The sequence below is a fragment of the Labrys methylaminiphilus subsp. lupini genome, from assembly GCF_051161885.1.
Classification (GTDB): domain Bacteria; phylum Pseudomonadota; class Alphaproteobacteria; order Rhizobiales; family Labraceae; genus Labrys.
On sequence record NZ_JBMDIH010000001.1, the window covers coordinates 3,203,856 to 3,220,806 of the forward strand.

Annotated in this window: 36 protein-coding genes and 1 pseudogene; 14 read left to right on the forward strand and 23 right to left on the reverse strand. The window is 58.6% G+C overall.

Annotated elements, in window-relative coordinates; translation table 11 throughout:
• Positions 1-15 precede the first annotated feature (15 nt).
• Positions 16-504, reverse strand: a pseudogene (locus ACN6KF_RS14990) (site-specific integrase); the annotation flags it as partial.
• Between ACN6KF_RS14990 and ACN6KF_RS14995 the strand changes: the two are divergent.
• Positions 391-654, forward strand: coding sequence for a hypothetical protein (locus ACN6KF_RS14995; RefSeq protein ID WP_434957601.1), 264 nt, complete (start codon positions 391-393; stop codon positions 652-654). The pseudogene ACN6KF_RS14990 and the gene ACN6KF_RS14995 overlap by 114 nt on opposite strands.
• Positions 655-1,116: 462 nt before the next feature.
• Here the strand turns inward: ACN6KF_RS14995 and ACN6KF_RS15000 are convergent, their stop codons facing one another.
• The 22 genes from ACN6KF_RS15000 to ACN6KF_RS15105 form a co-directional block, all read right to left on the reverse strand.
• Complete coding sequence (locus tag ACN6KF_RS15000; protein ID WP_434956218.1) at positions 1,117-1,425, reverse strand: hypothetical protein; 309 nt, start codon at positions 1,423-1,425, stop codon at positions 1,117-1,119.
• 3 nt (positions 1,426-1,428) lie between these two features.
• Positions 1,429-1,824: a hypothetical protein gene (locus ACN6KF_RS15005; RefSeq protein ID WP_434956219.1), complete on the reverse strand. Its 396-nt coding sequence runs from the start codon at positions 1,822-1,824 to the stop codon at positions 1,429-1,431.
• The gene (locus ACN6KF_RS15010; RefSeq protein ID WP_434956220.1) at positions 1,821-2,012 is read right to left on the reverse strand and encodes a hypothetical protein; all 192 of its coding nucleotides are present in this window, start codon (positions 2,010-2,012) and stop codon (positions 1,821-1,823) included. Before ACN6KF_RS15010 ends, ACN6KF_RS15005 begins: the two co-directional genes overlap by 4 nt.
• A 100-nt stretch (positions 2,013-2,112) precedes the next feature.
• Positions 2,113-2,544: a hypothetical protein gene (locus ACN6KF_RS15015; RefSeq protein WP_434956221.1), complete on the reverse strand. Its 432-nt coding sequence runs from the start codon at positions 2,542-2,544 to the stop codon at positions 2,113-2,115.
• Positions 2,541-2,741, reverse strand: coding sequence for a hypothetical protein (locus ACN6KF_RS15020; RefSeq protein WP_434957602.1), 201 nt, complete (start codon positions 2,739-2,741; stop codon positions 2,541-2,543). Before ACN6KF_RS15020 ends, ACN6KF_RS15015 begins: the two co-directional genes overlap by 4 nt.
• Complete coding sequence (locus ACN6KF_RS15025) at positions 2,738-3,124, reverse strand: hypothetical protein (RefSeq protein ID WP_434957603.1); 387 nt, start codon at positions 3,122-3,124, stop codon at positions 2,738-2,740. The genes ACN6KF_RS15020 and ACN6KF_RS15025 overlap by 4 nt, the downstream gene beginning before the upstream one ends.
• A 310-nt stretch (positions 3,125-3,434) precedes the next feature.
• Complete coding sequence (locus ACN6KF_RS15030; RefSeq protein WP_434957604.1) at positions 3,435-3,590, reverse strand: hypothetical protein; 156 nt, start codon at positions 3,588-3,590, stop codon at positions 3,435-3,437.
• A complete protein-coding gene (locus ACN6KF_RS15035) occupies positions 3,587-3,829 on the reverse strand; it encodes a hypothetical protein (RefSeq protein WP_434957605.1) in 243 nt (80 codons plus the stop codon). Before ACN6KF_RS15035 ends, ACN6KF_RS15030 begins: the two co-directional genes overlap by 4 nt.
• Positions 3,826-4,821 carry a hypothetical protein gene (locus ACN6KF_RS15040; protein ID WP_434957606.1) on the reverse strand — a complete coding sequence of 332 codons (996 nt, stop codon included), beginning with the start codon at positions 4,819-4,821 and terminating at the stop codon, positions 3,826-3,828. The genes ACN6KF_RS15035 and ACN6KF_RS15040 overlap by 4 nt, the downstream gene beginning before the upstream one ends.
• The gene (locus tag ACN6KF_RS15045; protein WP_434957607.1) at positions 4,808-5,011 is read right to left on the reverse strand and encodes a hypothetical protein; all 204 of its coding nucleotides are present in this window, start codon (positions 5,009-5,011) and stop codon (positions 4,808-4,810) included. Before ACN6KF_RS15045 ends, ACN6KF_RS15040 begins: the two co-directional genes overlap by 14 nt.
• The gene (locus ACN6KF_RS15050) at positions 5,001-5,318 is read right to left on the reverse strand and encodes a hypothetical protein (RefSeq protein ID WP_434957608.1); all 318 of its coding nucleotides are present in this window, start codon (positions 5,316-5,318) and stop codon (positions 5,001-5,003) included. The genes ACN6KF_RS15045 and ACN6KF_RS15050 overlap by 11 nt, the downstream gene beginning before the upstream one ends.
• Entirely contained in the window at positions 5,311-5,568 is a 258-nt protein-coding gene (locus tag ACN6KF_RS15055; RefSeq protein WP_434957609.1) for a hypothetical protein, read from the reverse strand. Before ACN6KF_RS15055 ends, ACN6KF_RS15050 begins: the two co-directional genes overlap by 8 nt.
• Positions 5,558-5,944, reverse strand: coding sequence for a hypothetical protein (locus ACN6KF_RS15060; protein WP_434957610.1), 387 nt, complete (start codon positions 5,942-5,944; stop codon positions 5,558-5,560). The genes ACN6KF_RS15055 and ACN6KF_RS15060 overlap by 11 nt, the downstream gene beginning before the upstream one ends.
• Entirely contained in the window at positions 5,941-6,255 is a 315-nt protein-coding gene (locus ACN6KF_RS15065; protein WP_434957611.1) for a hypothetical protein, read from the reverse strand. The genes ACN6KF_RS15060 and ACN6KF_RS15065 overlap by 4 nt, the downstream gene beginning before the upstream one ends.
• Positions 6,252-6,623: an HNH endonuclease gene (locus tag ACN6KF_RS15070; protein ID WP_434957612.1), complete on the reverse strand. Its 372-nt coding sequence runs from the start codon at positions 6,621-6,623 to the stop codon at positions 6,252-6,254. The genes ACN6KF_RS15065 and ACN6KF_RS15070 overlap by 4 nt, the downstream gene beginning before the upstream one ends.
• Entirely contained in the window at positions 6,620-6,862 is a 243-nt protein-coding gene (locus ACN6KF_RS15075) for a hypothetical protein (RefSeq protein ID WP_434957613.1), read from the reverse strand. The genes ACN6KF_RS15070 and ACN6KF_RS15075 overlap by 4 nt, the downstream gene beginning before the upstream one ends.
• Entirely contained in the window at positions 6,859-7,263 is a 405-nt protein-coding gene (locus ACN6KF_RS15080) for a recombination protein NinB (RefSeq protein WP_434957614.1), read from the reverse strand. Before ACN6KF_RS15080 ends, ACN6KF_RS15075 begins: the two co-directional genes overlap by 4 nt.
• Before the next feature lie 3 nt (positions 7,264-7,266).
• Entirely contained in the window at positions 7,267-8,208 is a 942-nt protein-coding gene (gene bet / locus ACN6KF_RS15085; RefSeq protein WP_434957615.1) for a phage recombination protein Bet, read from the reverse strand.
• Between the two features lies 1 nt (position 8,209).
• The gene (locus ACN6KF_RS15090) at positions 8,210-8,791 is read right to left on the reverse strand and encodes a siphovirus Gp157 family protein (RefSeq protein WP_434957616.1); all 582 of its coding nucleotides are present in this window, start codon (positions 8,789-8,791) and stop codon (positions 8,210-8,212) included.
• On the reverse strand, positions 8,788-8,994 hold the full coding sequence (locus ACN6KF_RS15095) for a hypothetical protein (protein ID WP_434957617.1): 207 nt from the start codon (positions 8,992-8,994) through the stop codon (positions 8,788-8,790). Before ACN6KF_RS15095 ends, ACN6KF_RS15090 begins: the two co-directional genes overlap by 4 nt.
• Positions 8,995-9,096: 102 nt before the next feature.
• Positions 9,097-9,570 carry a hypothetical protein gene (locus ACN6KF_RS15100; protein WP_434957618.1) on the reverse strand — a complete coding sequence of 158 codons (474 nt, stop codon included), beginning with the start codon at positions 9,568-9,570 and terminating at the stop codon, positions 9,097-9,099.
• 13 nt (positions 9,571-9,583) lie between these two features.
• Positions 9,584-10,234, reverse strand: a complete 651-nt coding sequence (locus ACN6KF_RS15105; protein ID WP_434957619.1) for a LexA family protein — start codon at positions 10,232-10,234, stop codon at positions 9,584-9,586.
• Positions 10,235-10,341: 107 nt separating this feature from the next.
• Here ACN6KF_RS15105 and ACN6KF_RS15110 point away from each other — a divergent pair, with 107 nt between their 5' ends.
• The 13 genes from ACN6KF_RS15110 to ACN6KF_RS15170 all read left to right on the forward strand — a co-directional run bounded on the left by ACN6KF_RS15110 (position 10,342) and on the right by ACN6KF_RS15170 (position 16,567).
• Positions 10,342-10,560, forward strand: coding sequence for a helix-turn-helix domain-containing protein (locus ACN6KF_RS15110; RefSeq protein WP_434959683.1), 219 nt, complete (start codon positions 10,342-10,344; stop codon positions 10,558-10,560).
• A gap of 81 nt (positions 10,561-10,641) precedes the next feature.
• Positions 10,642-10,821 (forward strand): hypothetical protein, encoded by a 180-nt coding sequence (locus ACN6KF_RS15115; RefSeq protein ID WP_434957620.1) that lies wholly within the window; start codon positions 10,642-10,644, stop codon positions 10,819-10,821.
• A 609-nt stretch (positions 10,822-11,430) separates the two neighbouring features.
• Positions 11,431-11,757 carry a helix-turn-helix domain-containing protein gene (locus tag ACN6KF_RS15120; protein ID WP_434957621.1) on the forward strand — a complete coding sequence of 109 codons (327 nt, stop codon included), beginning with the start codon at positions 11,431-11,433 and terminating at the stop codon, positions 11,755-11,757.
• Positions 11,754-11,999 carry a DUF2312 domain-containing protein gene (locus ACN6KF_RS15125; protein WP_434957622.1) on the forward strand — a complete coding sequence of 82 codons (246 nt, stop codon included), beginning with the start codon at positions 11,754-11,756 and terminating at the stop codon, positions 11,997-11,999. The genes ACN6KF_RS15120 and ACN6KF_RS15125 overlap by 4 nt, the downstream gene beginning before the upstream one ends.
• Complete coding sequence (locus ACN6KF_RS15130) at positions 11,938-12,441, forward strand: DUF1064 domain-containing protein (protein WP_434957623.1); 504 nt, start codon at positions 11,938-11,940, stop codon at positions 12,439-12,441. The genes ACN6KF_RS15125 and ACN6KF_RS15130 overlap by 62 nt, the downstream gene beginning before the upstream one ends.
• Positions 12,438-12,599: a hypothetical protein gene (locus ACN6KF_RS15135; protein WP_434957624.1), complete on the forward strand. Its 162-nt coding sequence runs from the start codon at positions 12,438-12,440 to the stop codon at positions 12,597-12,599. The genes ACN6KF_RS15130 and ACN6KF_RS15135 overlap by 4 nt, the downstream gene beginning before the upstream one ends.
• Positions 12,596-13,153 carry a GcrA family cell cycle regulator gene (locus ACN6KF_RS15140; protein ID WP_434957625.1) on the forward strand — a complete coding sequence of 186 codons (558 nt, stop codon included), beginning with the start codon at positions 12,596-12,598 and terminating at the stop codon, positions 13,151-13,153. The genes ACN6KF_RS15135 and ACN6KF_RS15140 overlap by 4 nt, the downstream gene beginning before the upstream one ends.
• A complete protein-coding gene (locus tag ACN6KF_RS15145) occupies positions 13,150-13,368 on the forward strand; it encodes a hypothetical protein (RefSeq protein WP_434957626.1) in 219 nt (72 codons plus the stop codon). The genes ACN6KF_RS15140 and ACN6KF_RS15145 overlap by 4 nt, the downstream gene beginning before the upstream one ends.
• On the forward strand, positions 13,365-13,787 hold the full coding sequence (locus tag ACN6KF_RS15150; protein ID WP_434957627.1) for an endonuclease domain-containing protein: 423 nt from the start codon (positions 13,365-13,367) through the stop codon (positions 13,785-13,787). Before ACN6KF_RS15145 ends, ACN6KF_RS15150 begins: the two co-directional genes overlap by 4 nt.
• Positions 13,788-14,315: 528 nt before the next feature.
• Positions 14,316-14,942 (forward strand): hypothetical protein, encoded by a 627-nt coding sequence (locus tag ACN6KF_RS15155; protein ID WP_434957628.1) that lies wholly within the window; start codon positions 14,316-14,318, stop codon positions 14,940-14,942.
• Positions 14,939-15,274 (forward strand): hypothetical protein, encoded by a 336-nt coding sequence (locus tag ACN6KF_RS15160; protein ID WP_434957629.1) that lies wholly within the window; start codon positions 14,939-14,941, stop codon positions 15,272-15,274. The genes ACN6KF_RS15155 and ACN6KF_RS15160 overlap by 4 nt, the downstream gene beginning before the upstream one ends.
• On the forward strand, positions 15,274-15,441 hold the full coding sequence (locus ACN6KF_RS15165; RefSeq protein ID WP_434957630.1) for a hypothetical protein: 168 nt from the start codon (positions 15,274-15,276) through the stop codon (positions 15,439-15,441). Before ACN6KF_RS15160 ends, ACN6KF_RS15165 begins: the two co-directional genes overlap by 1 nt.
• 544 nt (positions 15,442-15,985) lie before the next feature.
• The gene (locus ACN6KF_RS15170; protein ID WP_434957631.1) at positions 15,986-16,567 is read left to right on the forward strand and encodes a hypothetical protein; all 582 of its coding nucleotides are present in this window, start codon (positions 15,986-15,988) and stop codon (positions 16,565-16,567) included.
• The last annotated feature ends 384 nt before the right edge of the window (positions 16,568-16,951 follow it).

Genomic DNA, 16,951 nt, shown 5'->3' on the forward strand with positions numbered 1-16,951 from the left:
CCAGCCTCCAAGCTCCATCAGGCGAGCCAAGTCCCGGTGCTCCTGATAGTACCATGTCGCCCATGTGTGGCGCAGAGTATGCGGTGATACTCCACTGAGTTTTGCTCGGCGGCACGCTCCTTGGAATGCCGTCTTGATCTGGCCGCCTCCGTCCAGGTTACGCGGATATGGCCGGCCATCCGGCTTACGGAACACAGCACCAACCCGATGCGGGAGGTTCGCCAGCGCGGCGATAGCATTCGGGTGGAGCGGCACGCCGCGGTCTTCTCCGTTCTTGGTGTTGAGGAAAATCACATGGGCGCGCTCAAGATCCACCTGCTTCCAATTGAGATAGAGCCCCTCCGATAGTCGGGCGCCTGTGTAGAGCAGGAAGACAACCAGCGGGGCAATGTGCTCCGAACATTCCCTGATCAGGCGTTGCGCCTCGTCCACGGTCAGCCAGCGAGTTTTCCCCTTTGGCTGCTTGGGGCGCTCGATCTGTTTCAGGTCGCACCAGCCGCGCATATTGGCATGCTTAAGTACGGTCGATATCGGCGTGTGGATTTGCCGATTGATCGTGCTTGGCGCGGCCTTTGGTTTGATGATGCGCGCTGCCCGGTCAATCGCCGCCTGATCGATATGAGCCAACTTAGTATTTCCGAAGTGCTCGATTAGGGGCGTCAGATAGCGGCCATCTCCACCGATCTGCATGTAACTCAACGCGGCGCTGGCGAACGTCGCGACAGCGCGACGACCGTGGATGCTTTGCTCAAGGAGTTCGCTTTCCCGCTTGGCCCGAACTTCTTCCGCTTTTGTGCGGCTGCCAGTGCCAGTGCTTTCGTCAACGCGGATGCCGCGGACGGTTCCGCGCATGTAGAAGTTCGGTGATCCGTGCCGGCCTTTGAAGAGCTTGAGCGGCATTTAAGGGCGTCTCTGATAGCTATGATGTCTTGCGTGGTGAAACGGTACGATCTCCCGATGCGATAGCAATAGTCGGGGTTGGCGTGCAGCCAGTCAAGGAGCCAGCGCCGGCCGCATCGCAGCGCCTGGCAGGCTTCCTTGAGATCGAGCGGGCGGTCTTCGAGAATGGCTGTCATCTCACCCCGCCATGAGCGCGAGAAGGAGGAGGGTGCGGGGTCATTCTTCACGCCCTTCCATCAAAGCGCGGCGCGCGCGGCGTTCCCAGTCGGCCAGATCAGTATCGTACTGCTCTTGAACCCACAGGGCGATGGTGCCGGATCTGGTTGAAATTGGCGCGTCGGGGTTCTTGGCGTTGTGCCGTTCAACATGGCGATCGAATGCGCCCGACGACAACCACTCCTCCGCATCTTTCGAAATTGCGAGCGTATTGTTACGCCGGTCGATAGCATCCATGTTTCGAGCGCGGACACACAGGTCCAGTCCTTCGGACAGCAGGTCACGAATGCTTTGCCTGGAGCTAACCATCTCTCACTCCTCCCCCTTCGGGGCTTCCGGTGGTGATGGAAGGGGGCGGACGAGTTCCGCCTCATCAGCGGCGCCGGCCGCATCGCCGATCAGGCTCTCGACATAGGCCCAGTATCCAGGCTCGCCCAATTCCTCGGCGGCTTCAGCGTCGTACTCCACCCATTGAATGACGGCGGGGCATTGCCATTCGCGCGAGGACGCAAGCCATTGTCGGTTGGGTTCGCGGGTCGCCGCCTCGATAGGCCTCCACGCAGCCCGCTCGGACGCTTCGAGGGCGGCGGTGGCACATTTCCGGTAAAGATTTTTGGTCGCATCTGACTGGCGCTCTAAATCATAGCCTGGCCATTGGACGGCATATAGCGCCCTAGCCCCCGCCTCGATCATCTTTTCCGTAATCATGGGGATTCCTCGACCAGGGCGCGGATACGGGCGGTCACCGCCGTAAGTGCCCGCGCTGAGAGATCTGTTGCGTGGGGATTGGTGAAGAAGGTCTCCGCCACCCTCGCCGCCTCCTCAAGCGCTGCCGCACGAGCCTCGGCGCGGGCTTCGGAGAAGCGGTGTGCCAGTTGGATGCAGTCGCAGAGCACCTCATTAAAATCTGCTTTGCCTGTGTGGCTGGAGGCTCGCTCTACAAGTTCCCTGTCCGTTGATGACATAGCTTGTTCCATTGCGTCTGGCAGCCACATCTCACCCTCCCACCGTCTCGGCATAGGCTCGCAGAAGCGCGGCCAATCTGGCTCTTGGCTCGGTGGGGGCGGCGCCTTCTGCCCTGCGCGCGGGTATCGACGACCAGCGCCCGGCGTAACTGACGCTGCATGTGACATAATCTGTCACAGCTTTCACAGTGATCACGCTCCCCGGCAGCAAGCGTTCGCGCAGCGCTTCGACGGCATCGAGGGAGGAAGAAACGCGGTTAATCATGACATAGAACGATCCGGTGCTATGACTTCCATCCGGATTGCGGCGCCGATACTCGCTGTATATCCGGTCCGGATCGGGGAATGGATGCGGCACTTCCACGAGGCCCGTAGCAAGGGCAACATCACGGTCAAGATTGTCATCGGCGCCACTCCCGGCTTCCACGCGCTCGGCCAGGTCGAGAAGGTCTGTACGGGTCATGGCACGTCCTTGATGAGTTGGTAGCCACCGCGCTTGCCGTTGAAGCGCTCGGGCTGAGCTTTCGTCTTCCGGGTGAAAATGCCGGCTGTCGCCAGAACCACCTTGCCGTTCTCAAATCCGAGAACGACTTTCTGCGGCAAATTTGGATAGCGCGGGTCTACCTCGCGCCAAATCTGGCCGATCTTGATCTCGGTCATTTGTGTTTCTCCACGAAGGCGCGGGCGGCGCGGAGGTGGCCAAGCATAGTGATGGCCCAATCTTCGTCATCGAATGGGTCTTTGGTCTCGTCGTACCTGTCTGCTCCATTCTTGAATGGCTCGCAGACCTTCACCGCCTCCGCTATCCCGGCCCGCGCCGCATCCCTTTCCCGCCGTAGCCCCTCCATCTGGGCGAGGAGGGTGGTTATCTTGTCGCGGTTCTTCAGGAACCACACGCAGGCTGCCATGTTGTTCTGCGTGAAGTCTCTGTCGCCTTCCTTGTACGTCCGACCAAAGGCGGCCTGGTCGTAATAGCGGCGGTTCTTAACCTTCGGCACGCGCAGTTTTGCCACGAGCCCGGCAGCTTCCTTTGTGGTGGTCATGCTGATGGCTCCTGTATCGGCTGAAATGTTTGCGGATCCAAATCGGTCACGACGTCTGTAATTTGAATCGCGTTCTTGAGCCGCCAGTTATGGCCACACCCTCGGCATCGGGCATCGACATGCACGTATGATCCAAACTCGTGGATGCCGTCTTCCCGGTTCAGAAGGCCGTCCATGACCTCCCACGAAGTATGCGCTTCCATTGTCTCAATAAGCATCAGGGTCCGGCACCTACATTTTGGGCAGGATCTGCGCGACCTGGCGGGGATGAGCCGTCCGTTCATAGCTACAGGGAAATCTGAGCGCTTGATCATGCTCCCCTCCTCGGCATCTCAGCCTCGACAAAGAGCATCGCCAGAGCGAAGCACACCAGCGCCACCGCAAAAGGCATGAGAGCCCAGATCACGACGTTGTCGCGGAAGGTGTTGGGCGCGGTGCCGTTGGTGGGCGGGTAGAGCGTGGTCATGATTTCACCCGCCGAAGCACGAGTTCGTATTGCTCATCTCCGCCGCCGAAATTGATTTCGCAGGCCTGACCCTTTTCAGGGATCTTCATGTTGAAACCAAAAGACACGAGCGCTTGCCAAAACTCGCTCATGGCATCGCGTGTATCTAGGGCAACGCACGGATCTTTGCCGAAGCGCGCCACAACTATCCGATTTGATAGAGGAGCGTGCCGGATCTGTATTTTTGCCAATGTATTCATGCCGCACCGCCTTTGCGGGCGCGGATTTGGGCTGCGATTTCAAGATCACGCTCAACCAGCATTCGCTTGATCGGTGAAGGCTCAGAGAAGCCGCATGACCAAGATGAGGTTTCCGCGCCTTGAACTATCTGAGCACACGCCTCCCGCTCAGCCTCCACCGCCCGCACTGCATCGTCGGGGGCGCAATCGTGTTTCTCTGGCCCGGCTTGGACAATGGGTTTAGCGGCGAGCAATTCGTCATGGGCAGCGCCGCAGAGTGCTTCTGGATCGCCACCGAAGTGGCGGATAACTTGCCGCCATGCGTCATCTAGGCTGCGGCGATGCACGTTTACGAGCGGCCGGTTGGCTACTTCAGCATTCCACCGTGATACCGCCCAAGCCACGGCGTGAGGCCACGCGTCTTCTGGCTTTGCCGCGCGCACTGCATCGTCGGGCGGGGCGATGTATTCGCTATCGGGGAACTGCATCCATCGCTTGATTTTGTCGGCTTTGATGTAAGTATCGTCCGCCGTTCTGAAATCGTAGGCGTATTCTTCCGGCAATGCCCGGAGCACCACGCGGTCGCCATAGGTCGTCGCGGCAATGAACCATTCTTCGGACCAGGGCTTTTGCGGCGCGCCTTCATGCCACTGCCAAGCCACTACCTCCCCCGCCTGCGCTGAGGGGGCGGGTGGGGTGTGCGTGATGCGTACACGTTCCATTGCCTCGTAGATTTCAGCAGCGTGCCCCAGACAGAAGCCAGCCATTATCAGGTGAACGGCCTTGGACTGGATCACCTCGTATCCGGCATTCATCATCGCCTCAGGCAAGTCTTTGGGCCCGTCGGCCTCCCCCGCCTGCGCGCCTTCCTGGCTGGCGAGGGCGGTGAGGTAGGCGGTGAGCGCCTTATCTGTGATGCGCTCAATGGACCTTAGCGGGTCTTGTGCTGCACAGGCTGCAACGGCTGCAGCCTCAATAGCCGCTTGACGAGCTTCCCGATCAATCATGGCCATTCCCCTCGGCGTCCTTGAACTCGCTGGCCGGGATGAATGTCACCCGTACCTGCCCAGTGCCGTGAAGCCCGGTATTGCTGATCGCTGCTACCCGGTAGCCTTCCTTTTCCTGCTCGACTTGCAGCTTCTGCCAAGCAGCGTCGTCCTTGATTTCGCAGTAGAAAACTCGCATTCCGCTATCAATCTGCATGGCGCTTCTCCAGGGCGGCGCGGGCGCGCTCCAGCACCGACCAAGGGTGCTCCGGTCCGACGTCAGGCTTCGGATAAATGTTGCGGCTGGCGACTTCGATCAGAGCGCGCAACGCCTCGGTCAGCTCCGCAATCCTGGCCTGGTCGGGCTCGTAGGCGCGGGTGTTCCAGGCAAAAAGCTCCTTATCCAGGGCTTGCCTAGCTGCGTTCGCAGCAGCGAACCGACCGTGCACTCCGGCATCGATGCATTCGGTCACCAACAAATTCAGCGCCTGGGCGACGCCAAGGGGGAGCTTCAACTCAGACATCGCTATCGCCTCCCTTGCCGGGTGCGGGTGGGAGGGGGAGCCAGTGGGTTGGCATTCCCCAATCAATGTCTGGATCGCCGTAGCCCTGGCTGCTCCAAAAGAACTTGCTCGGGTAGTAGAAAATGATCTCGAAGCTAGTGTCATTCGGGTAGCCGTATGGATGAACGATAGCGAGTATCTGCGTTCCATCCTTCGGCGCCGTCGCTATCGGCTGCCACGCGGGAAACGCCCCGCCGGTCTCATTCGGCATTGGTGCCTCCTCTGGCGCGGATTGCAGAATCAACGGTGTAGTATCCTGGCCGATAATTTTCAGAGAGCGCGGCCTCAATAGCATCCGTCAGCGTATTATACTCGACATGGCAAATTGGCCCTTTATCATCGAAATATGTAAGCCGGCTGCGCCCGGTCGAAAGATCTGGTCCAACAAGGGCGGTATGACCATTATCTTTATGGAACCGGATTGAACTGCTGCACGCTACAAGCTGCTTAGCCATGGTTTTACGGTCTGCGATCTTGCGACGGGTATCTTCGAACGGTTCGTTGTTATTTGTCTCACCACCGCTCATGTTATTGGTAATCTGATGCTCAAGGGCCGCAATAGCCCCGCCGGTTTCGGTCTTGCTCATCGTTCGCCCTCCGCTGCCGCGATGGCGCGGTCGAAGGCGGAGAGGCCAATCAGCGTATCGTCGTCGTCGAAATCAAGCTGCCCCTCAAGATAGTGCTCGCCACAGGCGCAAGGGACATAGAGACCATCACCGCTGTCGCAAACGATAAGGATAGTGCCCTGCTCAATGCAGTCGAAACCGCCATCGGCGACAAGCCTTGACCCGACCTTGATTTCAGAGAGCTTTGCAAATTTGGTCATATCTTCCCCTTTCGCCAAAGCCCGTAGCTCTGCGTCTTTCTCAAGGTCGGGGTGGGTGAGGTCTGAGGTCATCTGGGCACAACTCCGCCACCGATTTTGGATTTGAAGGGCTTGTCTCGGCTGGTTGGCCAAGAGCTTGCGCGCTGGCGAATGCCGAGATGGCGATCACGAACACGCTTGACCTTGGCCACGAGCGGAGTGTCACGGCGTGACGTCTTCCAGCGATGGCAAGACATGCAGACGGCGGCGCAGTTATCGAGCGTAGGCTCGCCGCCAAGGCCGTCGGCTATGACATGATCGAACTGTACGCCGTAGCCGAGCGGCGCATCGCAGCGTTTGCCATCCGGCAGGCCGTAGAAGGAGCCGACTGCTTCGCAGAACATGCCGGAACGCTTGAGAGCGTCCTGCCTGACCTGCTTGGAGAATTCGCGCCTGCTCATGCCGCAGTCTCCACCAGTTCGGGGAAACGCTTCTTGAGATAAGCGATTAGGCTAGCTGTCGAGTACCCCGTCTCTTTGGTTGCAAGCGCATTCCAATGGTCAGAGGAAGGCCAGAAATCAACAACACCTTCAAACCGGAAATGGTGCTCGCTGAACTGGACATAATCGAAGCCGGCTTTCACTACTCGTTTGATGCGACGAGCGCGCTCTTCTGGGCTAGCACTTACGCGCTTGCTCATGCTGCAACCCTCCCGCCTGGAGGCTTGGAATATTCGACGCCGTTCTGCGCGCCCCAGGCCATTAGAAATTCGATCAGGTCGACCATTTCAGCCTTGGACAGGTCAGACGATGACTGGCCCCAGGGAATGAAGGTCGAATTGTCGAGAGACGGGATGAACTGCACCTCACGCCCGCAAGCGTGCATGAAGATCACCTTCCACTGATCGGCGGTGTAGCGCCGGCCGTTGTGGGTCTTCTGGCGGGCGATATCCGTCAGCATCCCCCACATGACATTGTTCTGATCGAGGGAGCGCTGTGAGCCCTTGAACTCTACGCGGGTTCCTTCTGGCGCTTTGCGGATGAGATCTGCGGCACGTGCCCGGTCAATCGGATAGTTGAGAGTGATGAGAGCGCGTGACATGGTTCACCCCGCGTTCAGAACTTCGCCAGTCAGCACGTCCGCTTTGCTGCGGGCAGCTTCCAAGCGCTTCTTGATTTCGTTGGCGTCGGTCTTGTTGGCGGCCCAGAACTCACGAAGGGAATGCCGGTTGCGGTCAGCCCATGCGGCGGTTTCGACTGGGTCGGCCTTTCCGATCCAATCGATAGCCCGCTCGGCAAACTGGCCTACCGGGACAGCATCAAGAGCGTTTCCATCCATCCAATCGATGGTGATGGCCGGCCCGCCGATCTTGGCCTGACGCTCAGCAATCTCATGCTGCTGAATGGCCTCAATCGGAGTAACGTCGATCAACCGCGAGCGGTCCATCTCCTCTTCGGAGTAGACACTGGAGAAGTCGTCAGGCCAGCCCTTGCGAAGTGCGAGTGCTTCGGCGACCTTGGCCAGCATGACACGAGGCATCTTGCCCCACTGGCCGGAGATATCGAGGATCTGCTTGCCGGTCTTCTCGCGATTTACCCACTCATCCTTGATCGGGGCATATTCCTCCCAATAGGCGGATGCGGTGATCTTGTGCCACTCGCCATGAGAGAATTTGTAGACACGGACCGTTGCCTTGATCAGGCCAGTGGGGTTTAGCGGTCCCCTCACCGTCTCGTTGAATTCATAGGTCGGCTCATCCTCGTCGGGGCGATAGTTCCCGGTGCGCTCCGCAATGGTGCGGAAGCCGTCGATGCCGACGATCAGCGACATACGGCGCTTTTCAGCGTCCTTCTTGCTGAACACCATGGCGTAGATCTGCCGGCGCAAAGGATCGAGACGCAGGGCGCGAGCCATGTTGATGAAAATTGTAAATTCATCATCATTCGTGTCGGCCGCAACGGTACGGCGGATGAGCGCCAGCATCTTCGGATCATCAACGCTGGGCACCATGGCCGTGGGCCGGTTCAGTACAGTGACGTTGCTCATGTCAGCCTCGGATAGCGACGGTGATGCCGCCGTTTGAAAGGGTGGCGCCGGGAACCGGCGGGAAATCTCGTTCGACTTGGGCGCGAGCTGTGTCGCGCTCGTCTTCGTCTTCGATATCGGCGGCAGCGGAGAGCGCGGCCGCGCGGAACTTGAGGGCTTCGCCAATCGCCTTCCGACTGATGACCGGATCTGGAGACGTGAAGAATTTGCTCGGAATGTCGGCCTCTTCGGTGATGATCACCTTGGGGGGCGTGACCTTGAGGGAGACAGTGCCGGCTGGCGCCTCGTGAGACGTGATGCCGGCAATCTCCAGAGCGGATGCGATCAGAGCGCGCTTGGTTTCAGCACGGCGTTCTAGCGCTTCCTTGCGCGCCTTCAGGCGAGCCGCCAGACGGTCAACACCATCGGCCAAAGCCTCATCTTCGCGCACCGATGCCACTAGGGCGTTGAGCGCTTCGAATAGGCTGGTCTCAGCCTCGATGGCCTCAGGCAGGAACTCAGGGTCTTTTGCCAGGATATCGGCAAGATTTCCCTTGAGAGCCTTCGCCGCCTCCATCTGCTTGTGAAGGTCGTAGGTGCTCATGCCACCAGCCCCAAAACCCCATCTCGCCGGCGAGCAATCGTGATGGCGAAATCAATGTTTGCCGCGATCTCGCGAGTGCTGAACTGGCGGCTGCCGTCAGATCGGAGAAGGCTCTGAAGATGGAAGATCAGGCCGCCCAGATCAGAGAGGGGAAGTCCTGAACTGCGGATGGCGGTTGCCATGCTGGAGGCGAGAGCGCTCATGTTCAGCACCACACCAAGGAACTGAACGAAAAGCAGATCCGAGAAACATCGTCGTAAGCCCAGTCGTCTGGGTCGCTCAGGACTAATGCGAAATAGCGCATGTCAGGCTGCTTTCTGCGCGCGCGCCGTCTCGCCGCGAATGGCTGCGGTGATCGGCTCGATGATGGCGATTGCGGAAAAGATCGAAGGAAGGTCAGCCTCGGTCAGCTTGCCGTAGCTGGTGCTGACAGGAGAGCGGTGGACGAAATCGGCCCAGAGCGAGAGATTGATCTCAAGCCTCAGGAAACGGTCGCTGGCATAGCGGATCAGCAGGCCGTTTGCTTCGTTCAGGCGATCCAGCACCAGACGACGCACCGCTTCACTCTTGATCGAAGACGCAGCGCTGAAATCGGCGGCGGTGAAATTGAACTGGTTGGACATCGTCTTGTCCCCATCGGTGGTGCTGAGTTGATGGGGATATCCATATACGCATTTGAATGTCACTGCAAACAAAAAAATACGCTTCTGAATGTTTTCGAATATGCGAATATGACGGCGCCCCTCTTTAGGAGCGCCGTTGTGTAGCGTTAAAAGCAAATTTTAATTCGAATCAGGCCCTTACCCGATAATCCCCGATAACCAGGCCGACGATCACAATTTCTCGATCATCGGCGAAGTCAGCGGCCTTCCGAGGGATGACGATAGCGACCCCATCCCACTTGGGATTGTTTGATCTGGCTTCAAGGCGAAAATCCGTTGGCGTCACAACGACGACCTTAACGGTTCTCTCGATCTTGCCGCCCTCGCGCTTTTCAACCACCACTACATCGCCATCTTGGATGGCGGCCCTCACCATCCAATATTCTATTGTGATGACATAAGAGCCGTCCGAGATGCCCAGCTTGTCGACGGAATCTCCAGTAACCCGATAAGCCGATTGCTGAATTGCTGCATAGCGCCCGGGTATTACCGGGATATCGCTATATACAGATTCATCGACTTCTCCCTCGTCGAACCAAACGCCTGCCCCTACCTGCCCCATGACTGGCACACTCCTTACCGCGACGTCTTCGCCTACGGTCGAGCCAATCGTAATACGATCCCCATTTAGAATCTCGCGAATTTTATCACGCGCTGCACCACGAGGATCAGCGCCCTTCATCCACCTAGATATCGAAGGCTGAGAAACGCCCAGCTGGCGGGCAAGCTCATCCTGCTTCCACCCCTTCATATCCATGATTTTGAGCAGCGCTTCTCTCACATCCATCTCAGCGTGATACGCGACCGAATGAAAATGGTCCAATTCGTAAACGCATTAAACCCTTGCATTTTGAATTCATATGCGTATACGTAAGAAGCATGACCCCCATGCTTCACATCCGTAAAGAGGTTTTGCGCATCACTCAGACCCAAATGGCTGAGTTAGCGAGAACCAGCCAGGCAACCGTCTCCCGCTGGGAGACCGGCGCTCTGGAGCCAACACGCGATCAACTCGCGATGATACGGGACGAAGCCAAGCGCCGCCGCCTTAAGTGGCGAGACGCCTTTTTCTTCACACCTCCTCACAACTCGGAGGCAGCAGCGTGATTATTGGCCTCGCGATACTCTACCTCCCCGCCTCCGTTCTCATGGCATGCGCCATTGGTCGCGTCCTCAGGGAGCCGGCAGATGCGTAGAGACCCTATCCCCAAAGGCTTCATTCCAGACGACCCCGGCCCTGACCGCGCCGACTTTGACTATGACGACATGTCGATGGGCACGGCTCGCGCCTTCGTCTTCATTCTGGCAGCGCTCGGCATCGTGTTCTGCGGCCTTATCATCGGCTTCGCGATATGGCTGAAATCATGAGCGGCGCCAATACACCCATCCATGAGAGCCCCTCTAACCGTGATCTAAGCACGGGCGACGAGGCATACTCGGCTGCAGCTCCGCAAGGCCAAGCAGCCCTAGCCGGCACAGGTAGCGAGATGCTTGCGGGTCGCGAGGAGCGTTGCGCAGGCATCCGGGCGCCAGCCGGAAGGGGCATGCGAGTTGCCCCACCGTCATTTGCCGTGCTTGCGGCTTCCCCGCTCCGGGCTGTCCTCCCCCGGATCGTCGATGCTCCGGCCTCCCCCGCTGTTGACGCTCGACAAACCTTGGCGGGCGGTCGCCATCCCCATGGCACCGCCCGTCCTTTCAAATTCGCCCTTGTGGCGTACGGCGTCGGGCTCACTCCCGACATGGGCTGGTTCGGTTCGAACCTGTCTGGTGTCCTGAGACTTGGCGAGCGGCGTCCCAACGCTGCTCGTCCTTTCCCTATCTCTTCGCGCTCGCTTCGCCGTCTGCAAAACCCGCCAGCTAAGCGCTCCAATCGTTTCCGCCATGCCTCCGTTGTCCTCCGTGCTGACCTCAATACAGCACGGACAGGTGGACATGATCAGCCAAGACCCGCGTACAAATCAGCCAACAGTTAGGCCCATGAGTGACACTTACGTCGAGCAATCGAAAGGGTATGTGCGCCTTCTCGGCAAGCGGCACGAGCCGAATGCCATTGCGCGCATCCTGAAAATCTCGCCCGGCACCGTTGCGAACCTTTGGCGCGGGCGCCTGAAAGCAATTCCCGTCGATGTCTACATGCGGCTTTGCGAAGCCGTTTCGAACGAACTCAAAGCGGAGATCGGTCGCCTTGAACACGAATTGGCACTGGTTGAGGCGAGCGCTCCTGGCGCTAGCGCTGGCGAAATGGCGGCGATGGTTTCGCAAATCGAGGGAATGAAACGCCTTCTCAAGGAGCGATCAAAATGACTGACGCTGCGTCCGTATCGGCCGACCAATTGAAATCCATTGTCGAGCGCATCGAGCGCCTTGAGGAAGACATCAAGGCCATCAACGACGACAAGAAAGAGGTTTATGGCGAGGCCAAGGCCAAAGGCTTCGACGTGGCCGTGATCAAGAAGATCGTCGCCATGCGCCGCAAGCCGGCCCATGAGCGCGCCGAAGAGGACGCGATCCTCGAACTATATCTCCAGGCCCTTGGGATGGAATGAGCCGCCTCCTGCAGGCGCACGCGTATACGTACGTGAGGAACCGATGACCGTCTCCCCTCAAACGATCAGCCTAGCTGAATACCGCGCCCTCATCGCGAGCAAGCCCAAGCCCTCGAAATATCGCAATGTGCGGGTGGTGGTCGATGGCTATCGCTTTGACAGTGGCGCCGAGGCCGATCGCTATGATTTTTTGAAGCTGCGCCAGATGGCCGGCCAGATATCCGATCTTGAGCTTCAGCCCCGCTTCAAGCTCGAAGTCAATGGCGAGATGATCGCCACCTACATCGCAGATTTTTCCTACCGCGAGAACGGCAGAGAGGTCGTGGAAGACGTGAAGTCTCCGGCCACACGCGGCATCGCCGGCTTCCGCCTCAAAGCCAAGCTTTTCGCGGCCATTCACGGCTTCCCCATCACCATCGTCGGGAAAGGAATTCGGGCATGACTGTTTATCAGATCAGGCAAGCCGCCTCGATGTGGCTCTACGGCAAGGATACGGCTCACATGGCGGCGATCCTCGGCATTCCAGAGCGTCGCATCTGGTGGCGCATGGATACCATTCGTCGCGAGGCTCGCAAGATGGCAGCGAGGGCCGCAGCATGACACACCTTTGGACAGCCGAGGAAGACGCCAAGATCCTCCAGCTTCGTGCTGATGGCCTGACCTCTTCCGTCATTGCCGCTGCGATGAATGACGAGCGCATCACCCGCAATTCCGTGATCGGCCGCTTCCATCGATTGAAGCTGATGGGCGAGATTGTCCCGGCGACTGCACGGACTGCCGTACGGTCCGCGCAGGCCATCGAAAGAGCAGAGCGTAGGAAGAGGAATAGAAAGCCGCCCCATAAGCCAGCCACTAAGCCTGTCTGTGTCGCCACCTATTCAGAGACCAAAGAGCTTGTCTGGCCGAAGCCTGTGGTGGTGGTGCCGGCCCATCGCCCTATCCCATCCAAGCGCGTCACCATTTTTGAACTCGACCGCTGTATGTGCCGTGCTCCGCTCTGGGGCACCCACGAGAGCCTGCCGATCGATCGCAAGTTCTATTGCGGCGCTCCGTCTGACGGCGGCTCCTGGTGCATTGATCATCATGCTCAGATGTTCGGCCCCGGTACCGTGTCAGAGCGCCACGCCGATAAGTTGGAAGGGCTGGCAGCATGAAGGACGCAGCCTATTACCGCACTCGCGCTGCCTCATGCCGTCGCCTTGCCGGCGAGCGCCTGGAGTGGTGCGAAAACGAAGCCGTCATCAAACGCTACTCCGGCGTCCCTGCGAGCCTCGATGAGCGCCGCAAGCTTGGCCTGGAGGTCATGGCGGCAGCCGATGATCTAGAGGCCGCTGCTGAGCGTCTGGAAGCACGGGAGCGGGCAGCGTGATCCGAGTAGCTTCAGCAAAAAAGATCGTCTGGCTTCCTGATGGTGAGAAGGAATACGTCGACGATTGGGATGAGACTGGCGTTCACGAGAGCCCGATCGAAACGGAGATGGATCGCCTTCTGCGCAATGCATTCGAGGCGAACACGGTTGTTATCCCTCAGTGTGAGATTGGCCCTTATCGGGTCGACTTCGCTCTCCGCATCACGCGTCCCTATGACATGGCCGTTATCGTCATCGAGTGTGATGGCGAGCAATTCCATCGCGATTTTTTCAAGGATATCCAGCGTGACAAGGAACTGAAGCGGCTAGGTGTCCATAAGATCATTCGTGCCACCGGATCCGACATCTTCAGCCGTACCGCTGAGACCATGAAGCGCATCAAGGATGCTGTCGTGTCCTATGGGGGCGCAATCAAGTGATCAGCGCCGATATCCTCAAGCGTCTAGCCGCTCTTCAGCTTCAACCGGAAGACATGTCAGAGGTCCTAGCCATCATTGCTGACATGCAGACCGCTGATGATGAACGCAAGGCTCGTCAGCGCGAGAGAACCGCACGGTCACGAGATAAATCTCGGACTGTAACGTTACAGACATGTGACAGTAACATTACCAGCAACGTTACACCCCCCTCCCCAAATGATGGTGGAGATAATTCTGATAGTCCTGAGATTAATCTAAACCCCGTCCCCCCTATAGTCCCCCCTGCCCCGCCGAAAGCCAAGGCAATGGATGACGGATGGCCGAAAGACGCCTTTTCGGTCTGGTACGCGGCCTATCCCCGGAAGAAGAGCCCTGACGCCGCTGAGCGAGCTTTCACCAAGGTACGGCGCTCGAAGCGGGTCACATGGGAAGTCCTACTGGCAGCTACCAGACGATTTGCTGCCCAGCCCCATGATCCGAAATTCACCCCACACCCCGCAACTTGGCTCAACTCCGGAAGCTGGAACGATGAACCAGATAGCGAAGCTGTCGCAAACACCCGTCGCCCCGACGCCGGCCGATCTGCCGCTGATCAGGTCATTTCCGCAACCCGTCGCCGACTTGCTCAAATCGATCCAGGCGGATGGTCGCCTCCCGATCGGGGCTTTGATTTCGACCAAGATGCGTCAGCAAATGGCGGAAGCAGCCGACCGGTTGTCATCGATCATGACGGACAAGAGACCAGCCGTCGAGACGATGACGGTGGGTTTTCTACTCTCTTCCTTCGCACGCCAGACAGGCTCTTCGGAGGCCACTGACATGATGATGCGAGCCTATGAAATGGCGCTGGATGAGGTCCCTACGTGGGCCGTTGAGGAAGCTGCGCGGCGTTGGAATTCAGGCAAGAGCGGCCCTCAGCGCTTTGCTCCTTCGCCGCCGGAATTGCGCTGCCTGGCCGATGAGGTGGTGTTGATCACCAAAGGCAAGATCGCTGCGCTTCGGCGCCTCGCAAAGATCGAAGTGTCCATGGCGTTCGGCGATGTGCCGCAAGAGACGCGAAACCGCATGGCCGCTGAACTCCTCAAAGCCATCGACCACGCCGACGTAGGCGACAAGAAAACCCGCACCGCCGCCCAATCAGGAGTTGCAGCATGACCGACTACAACGCGATGAACCTGGATGAGCTGTACGGGGAGTTGGAGACCCGTTGGTTTGATAGCATCCACGAGGCTGACGAAATGGAGCGAGAGGCTCAACGTCGTTCTGCTGTTGTTACTGCCCTCTGTCATCTCGCGGCAGATCTGGATGCCGAGGGACTCGTGGTGGTGCCGAGGGAGGCAACTCTGATGATGGCTCACCGAGGATACTATGATCACGAGCCGTCGCCGGTAGACGCACGCAATTCTTGCGCTGACATCTATCGCATCATGGTCGAGTACGCGCCCCTTCCGATCGCCGCCGCTCCCCTCGCTCCGGAGGTGGGGTGATGCGTGAGTATTGGGTTGTCTACTTCAGCCATCTGCGCACGAAAGGGGTTCGTCACTCCTGCCGCGACAGCCTTCTATCAACGAGCAACGGCCGAATAAAAGCCATGCGGTATCTCGGCCATAAGGTTCTCTACCGCATCCACGTCAAGCTCAAGGAGGGCGTGTGATGGTGACGGTCTCAAAGCATACCTGTGACGGCTGCAGCAAGATTGAGGAAACCAGGGCTGGGGGAAATCCAGCTTACTGGAGCCGCGTCTCTCTCTCGATTGAGGGCATACCAGCATATCAATCGTCCCACTGTTATCCCCGCCATATGGACCTGTGCCCCTCCTGCCAGAGCCAGATCATTGACTGGTACGAAAAGCAGGCGTGGAAGAAGGAGGGCGTATGATGGACTGGCTCCGCATAATATACCCACCAGCTTGGTTCCAGAACTCTCCCACCTCATTGGAATGGGATGCAGAGCTGAACAAGGCTCTCGATCATTTCGAGGTCATCAATGGCTGCGGCTATATTGTTGAGATTGGGCCGTACAAGGTTTGGATCCGCAATTGGCCCTATGCATTTGGTGGACCGAGTGACGACACCCACATTGCTGGGTGTGTCCTTCCTCGATTGGCGACACGTTTCCGACTGAAAAGAAAACTCAAATCATGGAGGCCTCGGCAGTCCGTGGACGAGTTCCTTCGCGCCCAAGCAAAGGAGCCCTGAATGCCTCGCCGCACCCGCAAGCGCAAAGCAGTCATCCGAGAACCAAACGGAAGAGCATCACGCCGCAAGGAGGATATCCAAGTGCACCAGGAAATGAGCGAGCGCGAAGCAAAGTCGGTGGGGCTGTCCGCCCGCATGCGCAAGACCGGCCTCCCCGAGCATCTCGTCGACGGCAAGCCCGAGACCGGCAAGCCCAATGTCGGAACCCAGCAAGGCTATCTCTGCCTCATGGGCTACATCGACGCCGATCAATGGACCGCCGCTGAGTGGTATCTGCACCGCCGCAACGAGTACCTCCAGGCCGTGAAGGCGCCCGGGGCACAGTGGCAGCGCCATGATGAGCCGGTCTCATCCGATCCTGATGCCTACGCCCGCTGGTGCGAGAACGCCAAGGCTGCATGGGCCTCGATCCGTGCCTGCCTCCAGCGTGTAAGCATCGAAGCTCGCTCGCCTGTCATGGCGGCGTTCGATCATATCCTGGATCGGCAGACTGAGCGCCTACCCCACATGCATGGCGATCTCCGCATCGGGCTCAATGCGATTTCCCGTGAATTTCTTGTGGGAAGACGTGCGGCGGCTTGACGAAGCAGCCCGTAACTGTCATCTAAATGATAATCGGACGCATTAGGTCCCGATACTGATTTTGCGCCCGGCCGGAAGGTTGGGCGTTTTGACTCCTAGGAATGGAACTGCGTCAGGAATCGGGTCGACCACCCGGTTGCTTTCGCTACCACGAAAACCGGCTCTCCTATTGCAAGTAGGAGCAAGCCGGTTTTCTTCAATTCAGAGTTATAGCCCGTCTTTCGGGTGGCATTGGAAGTCCGAAAGACGCTGAAGGCGCGAGCTCCTAACCTCGCGTCTTTTCTTACTCCGCTCGCAATCAGGGATATGGGATGGGGATTCTCGTCCGGCGGCCCTGCCTATTCTGCGATTAGCTGCGTAACTCAGGGGAAGAGTGGTAGCGGT

Bases quoted from the DNA above. Each gene is read 5' to 3' on its own strand.
- ACN6KF_RS15000 (WP_434956218.1), bottom strand. From the start codon at position 1,425: ATGGTTAGCTCCAGGCAAAGCATTCGTGACCTGCTGTCCGAAGGACTG.
- ACN6KF_RS15005 (WP_434956219.1), bottom strand. From the start codon at position 1,824: ATGATTACGGAAAAGATGATCGAGGCGGGGGCTAGGGCGCTATATGCC.
- ACN6KF_RS15015 (WP_434956221.1), bottom strand. From the start codon at position 2,544: ATGACCCGTACAGACCTTCTCGACCTGGCCGAGCGCGTGGAAGCCGGG.
- ACN6KF_RS15020 (WP_434957602.1), bottom strand. From the start codon at position 2,741: ATGACCGAGATCAAGATCGGCCAGATTTGGCGCGAGGTAGACCCGCGC.
- ACN6KF_RS15025 (WP_434957603.1), bottom strand. From the start codon at position 3,124: ATGACCACCACAAAGGAAGCTGCCGGGCTCGTGGCAAAACTGCGCGTG.
- ACN6KF_RS15030 (WP_434957604.1), bottom strand. From the start codon at position 3,590: ATGACCACGCTCTACCCGCCCACCAACGGCACCGCGCCCAACACCTTC.
- ACN6KF_RS15035 (WP_434957605.1), bottom strand. From the start codon at position 3,829: ATGAATACATTGGCAAAAATACAGATCCGGCACGCTCCTCTATCAAAT.
- ACN6KF_RS15040 (WP_434957606.1), bottom strand. From the start codon at position 4,821: ATGGCCATGATTGATCGGGAAGCTCGTCAAGCGGCTATTGAGGCTGCA.
- ACN6KF_RS15045 (WP_434957607.1), bottom strand. From the start codon at position 5,011: ATGCAGATTGATAGCGGAATGCGAGTTTTCTACTGCGAAATCAAGGAC.
- ACN6KF_RS15050 (WP_434957608.1), bottom strand. From the start codon at position 5,318: ATGTCTGAGTTGAAGCTCCCCCTTGGCGTCGCCCAGGCGCTGAATTTG.
- ACN6KF_RS15055 (WP_434957609.1), bottom strand. From the start codon at position 5,568: ATGCCGAATGAGACCGGCGGGGCGTTTCCCGCGTGGCAGCCGATAGCG.
- ACN6KF_RS15060 (WP_434957610.1), bottom strand. From the start codon at position 5,944: ATGAGCAAGACCGAAACCGGCGGGGCTATTGCGGCCCTTGAGCATCAG.
- ACN6KF_RS15065 (WP_434957611.1), bottom strand. From the start codon at position 6,255: ATGACCTCAGACCTCACCCACCCCGACCTTGAGAAAGACGCAGAGCTA.
- ACN6KF_RS15070 (WP_434957612.1), bottom strand. From the start codon at position 6,623: ATGAGCAGGCGCGAATTCTCCAAGCAGGTCAGGCAGGACGCTCTCAAG.
- ACN6KF_RS15075 (WP_434957613.1), bottom strand. From the start codon at position 6,862: ATGAGCAAGCGCGTAAGTGCTAGCCCAGAAGAGCGCGCTCGTCGCATC.
- ACN6KF_RS15080 (WP_434957614.1), bottom strand. From the start codon at position 7,263: ATGTCACGCGCTCTCATCACTCTCAACTATCCGATTGACCGGGCACGT.
- bet (WP_434957615.1), bottom strand. From the start codon at position 8,208: ATGAGCAACGTCACTGTACTGAACCGGCCCACGGCCATGGTGCCCAGC.
- ACN6KF_RS15090 (WP_434957616.1), bottom strand. From the start codon at position 8,791: ATGAGCACCTACGACCTTCACAAGCAGATGGAGGCGGCGAAGGCTCTC.
- ACN6KF_RS15095 (WP_434957617.1), bottom strand. From the start codon at position 8,994: ATGAGCGCTCTCGCCTCCAGCATGGCAACCGCCATCCGCAGTTCAGGA.
- ACN6KF_RS15110 (WP_434959683.1), top strand. From the start codon at position 10,342: ATGCTTCACATCCGTAAAGAGGTTTTGCGCATCACTCAGACCCAAATG.
- ACN6KF_RS15115 (WP_434957620.1), top strand. From the start codon at position 10,642: ATGCGTAGAGACCCTATCCCCAAAGGCTTCATTCCAGACGACCCCGGC.
- ACN6KF_RS15120 (WP_434957621.1), top strand. From the start codon at position 11,431: ATGAGTGACACTTACGTCGAGCAATCGAAAGGGTATGTGCGCCTTCTC.
- ACN6KF_RS15125 (WP_434957622.1), top strand. From the start codon at position 11,754: ATGACTGACGCTGCGTCCGTATCGGCCGACCAATTGAAATCCATTGTC.
- ACN6KF_RS15130 (WP_434957623.1), top strand. From the start codon at position 11,938: ATGAGCGCGCCGAAGAGGACGCGATCCTCGAACTATATCTCCAGGCCC.
- ACN6KF_RS15135 (WP_434957624.1), top strand. From the start codon at position 12,438: ATGACTGTTTATCAGATCAGGCAAGCCGCCTCGATGTGGCTCTACGGC.
- ACN6KF_RS15140 (WP_434957625.1), top strand. From the start codon at position 12,596: ATGACACACCTTTGGACAGCCGAGGAAGACGCCAAGATCCTCCAGCTT.
- ACN6KF_RS15145 (WP_434957626.1), top strand. From the start codon at position 13,150: ATGAAGGACGCAGCCTATTACCGCACTCGCGCTGCCTCATGCCGTCGC.
- ACN6KF_RS15155 (WP_434957628.1), top strand. From the start codon at position 14,316: ATGAACCAGATAGCGAAGCTGTCGCAAACACCCGTCGCCCCGACGCCG.
- ACN6KF_RS15160 (WP_434957629.1), top strand. From the start codon at position 14,939: ATGACCGACTACAACGCGATGAACCTGGATGAGCTGTACGGGGAGTTG.
- ACN6KF_RS15165 (WP_434957630.1), top strand. From the start codon at position 15,274: ATGCGTGAGTATTGGGTTGTCTACTTCAGCCATCTGCGCACGAAAGGG.
- ACN6KF_RS15170 (WP_434957631.1), top strand. From the start codon at position 15,986: ATGCCTCGCCGCACCCGCAAGCGCAAAGCAGTCATCCGAGAACCAAAC.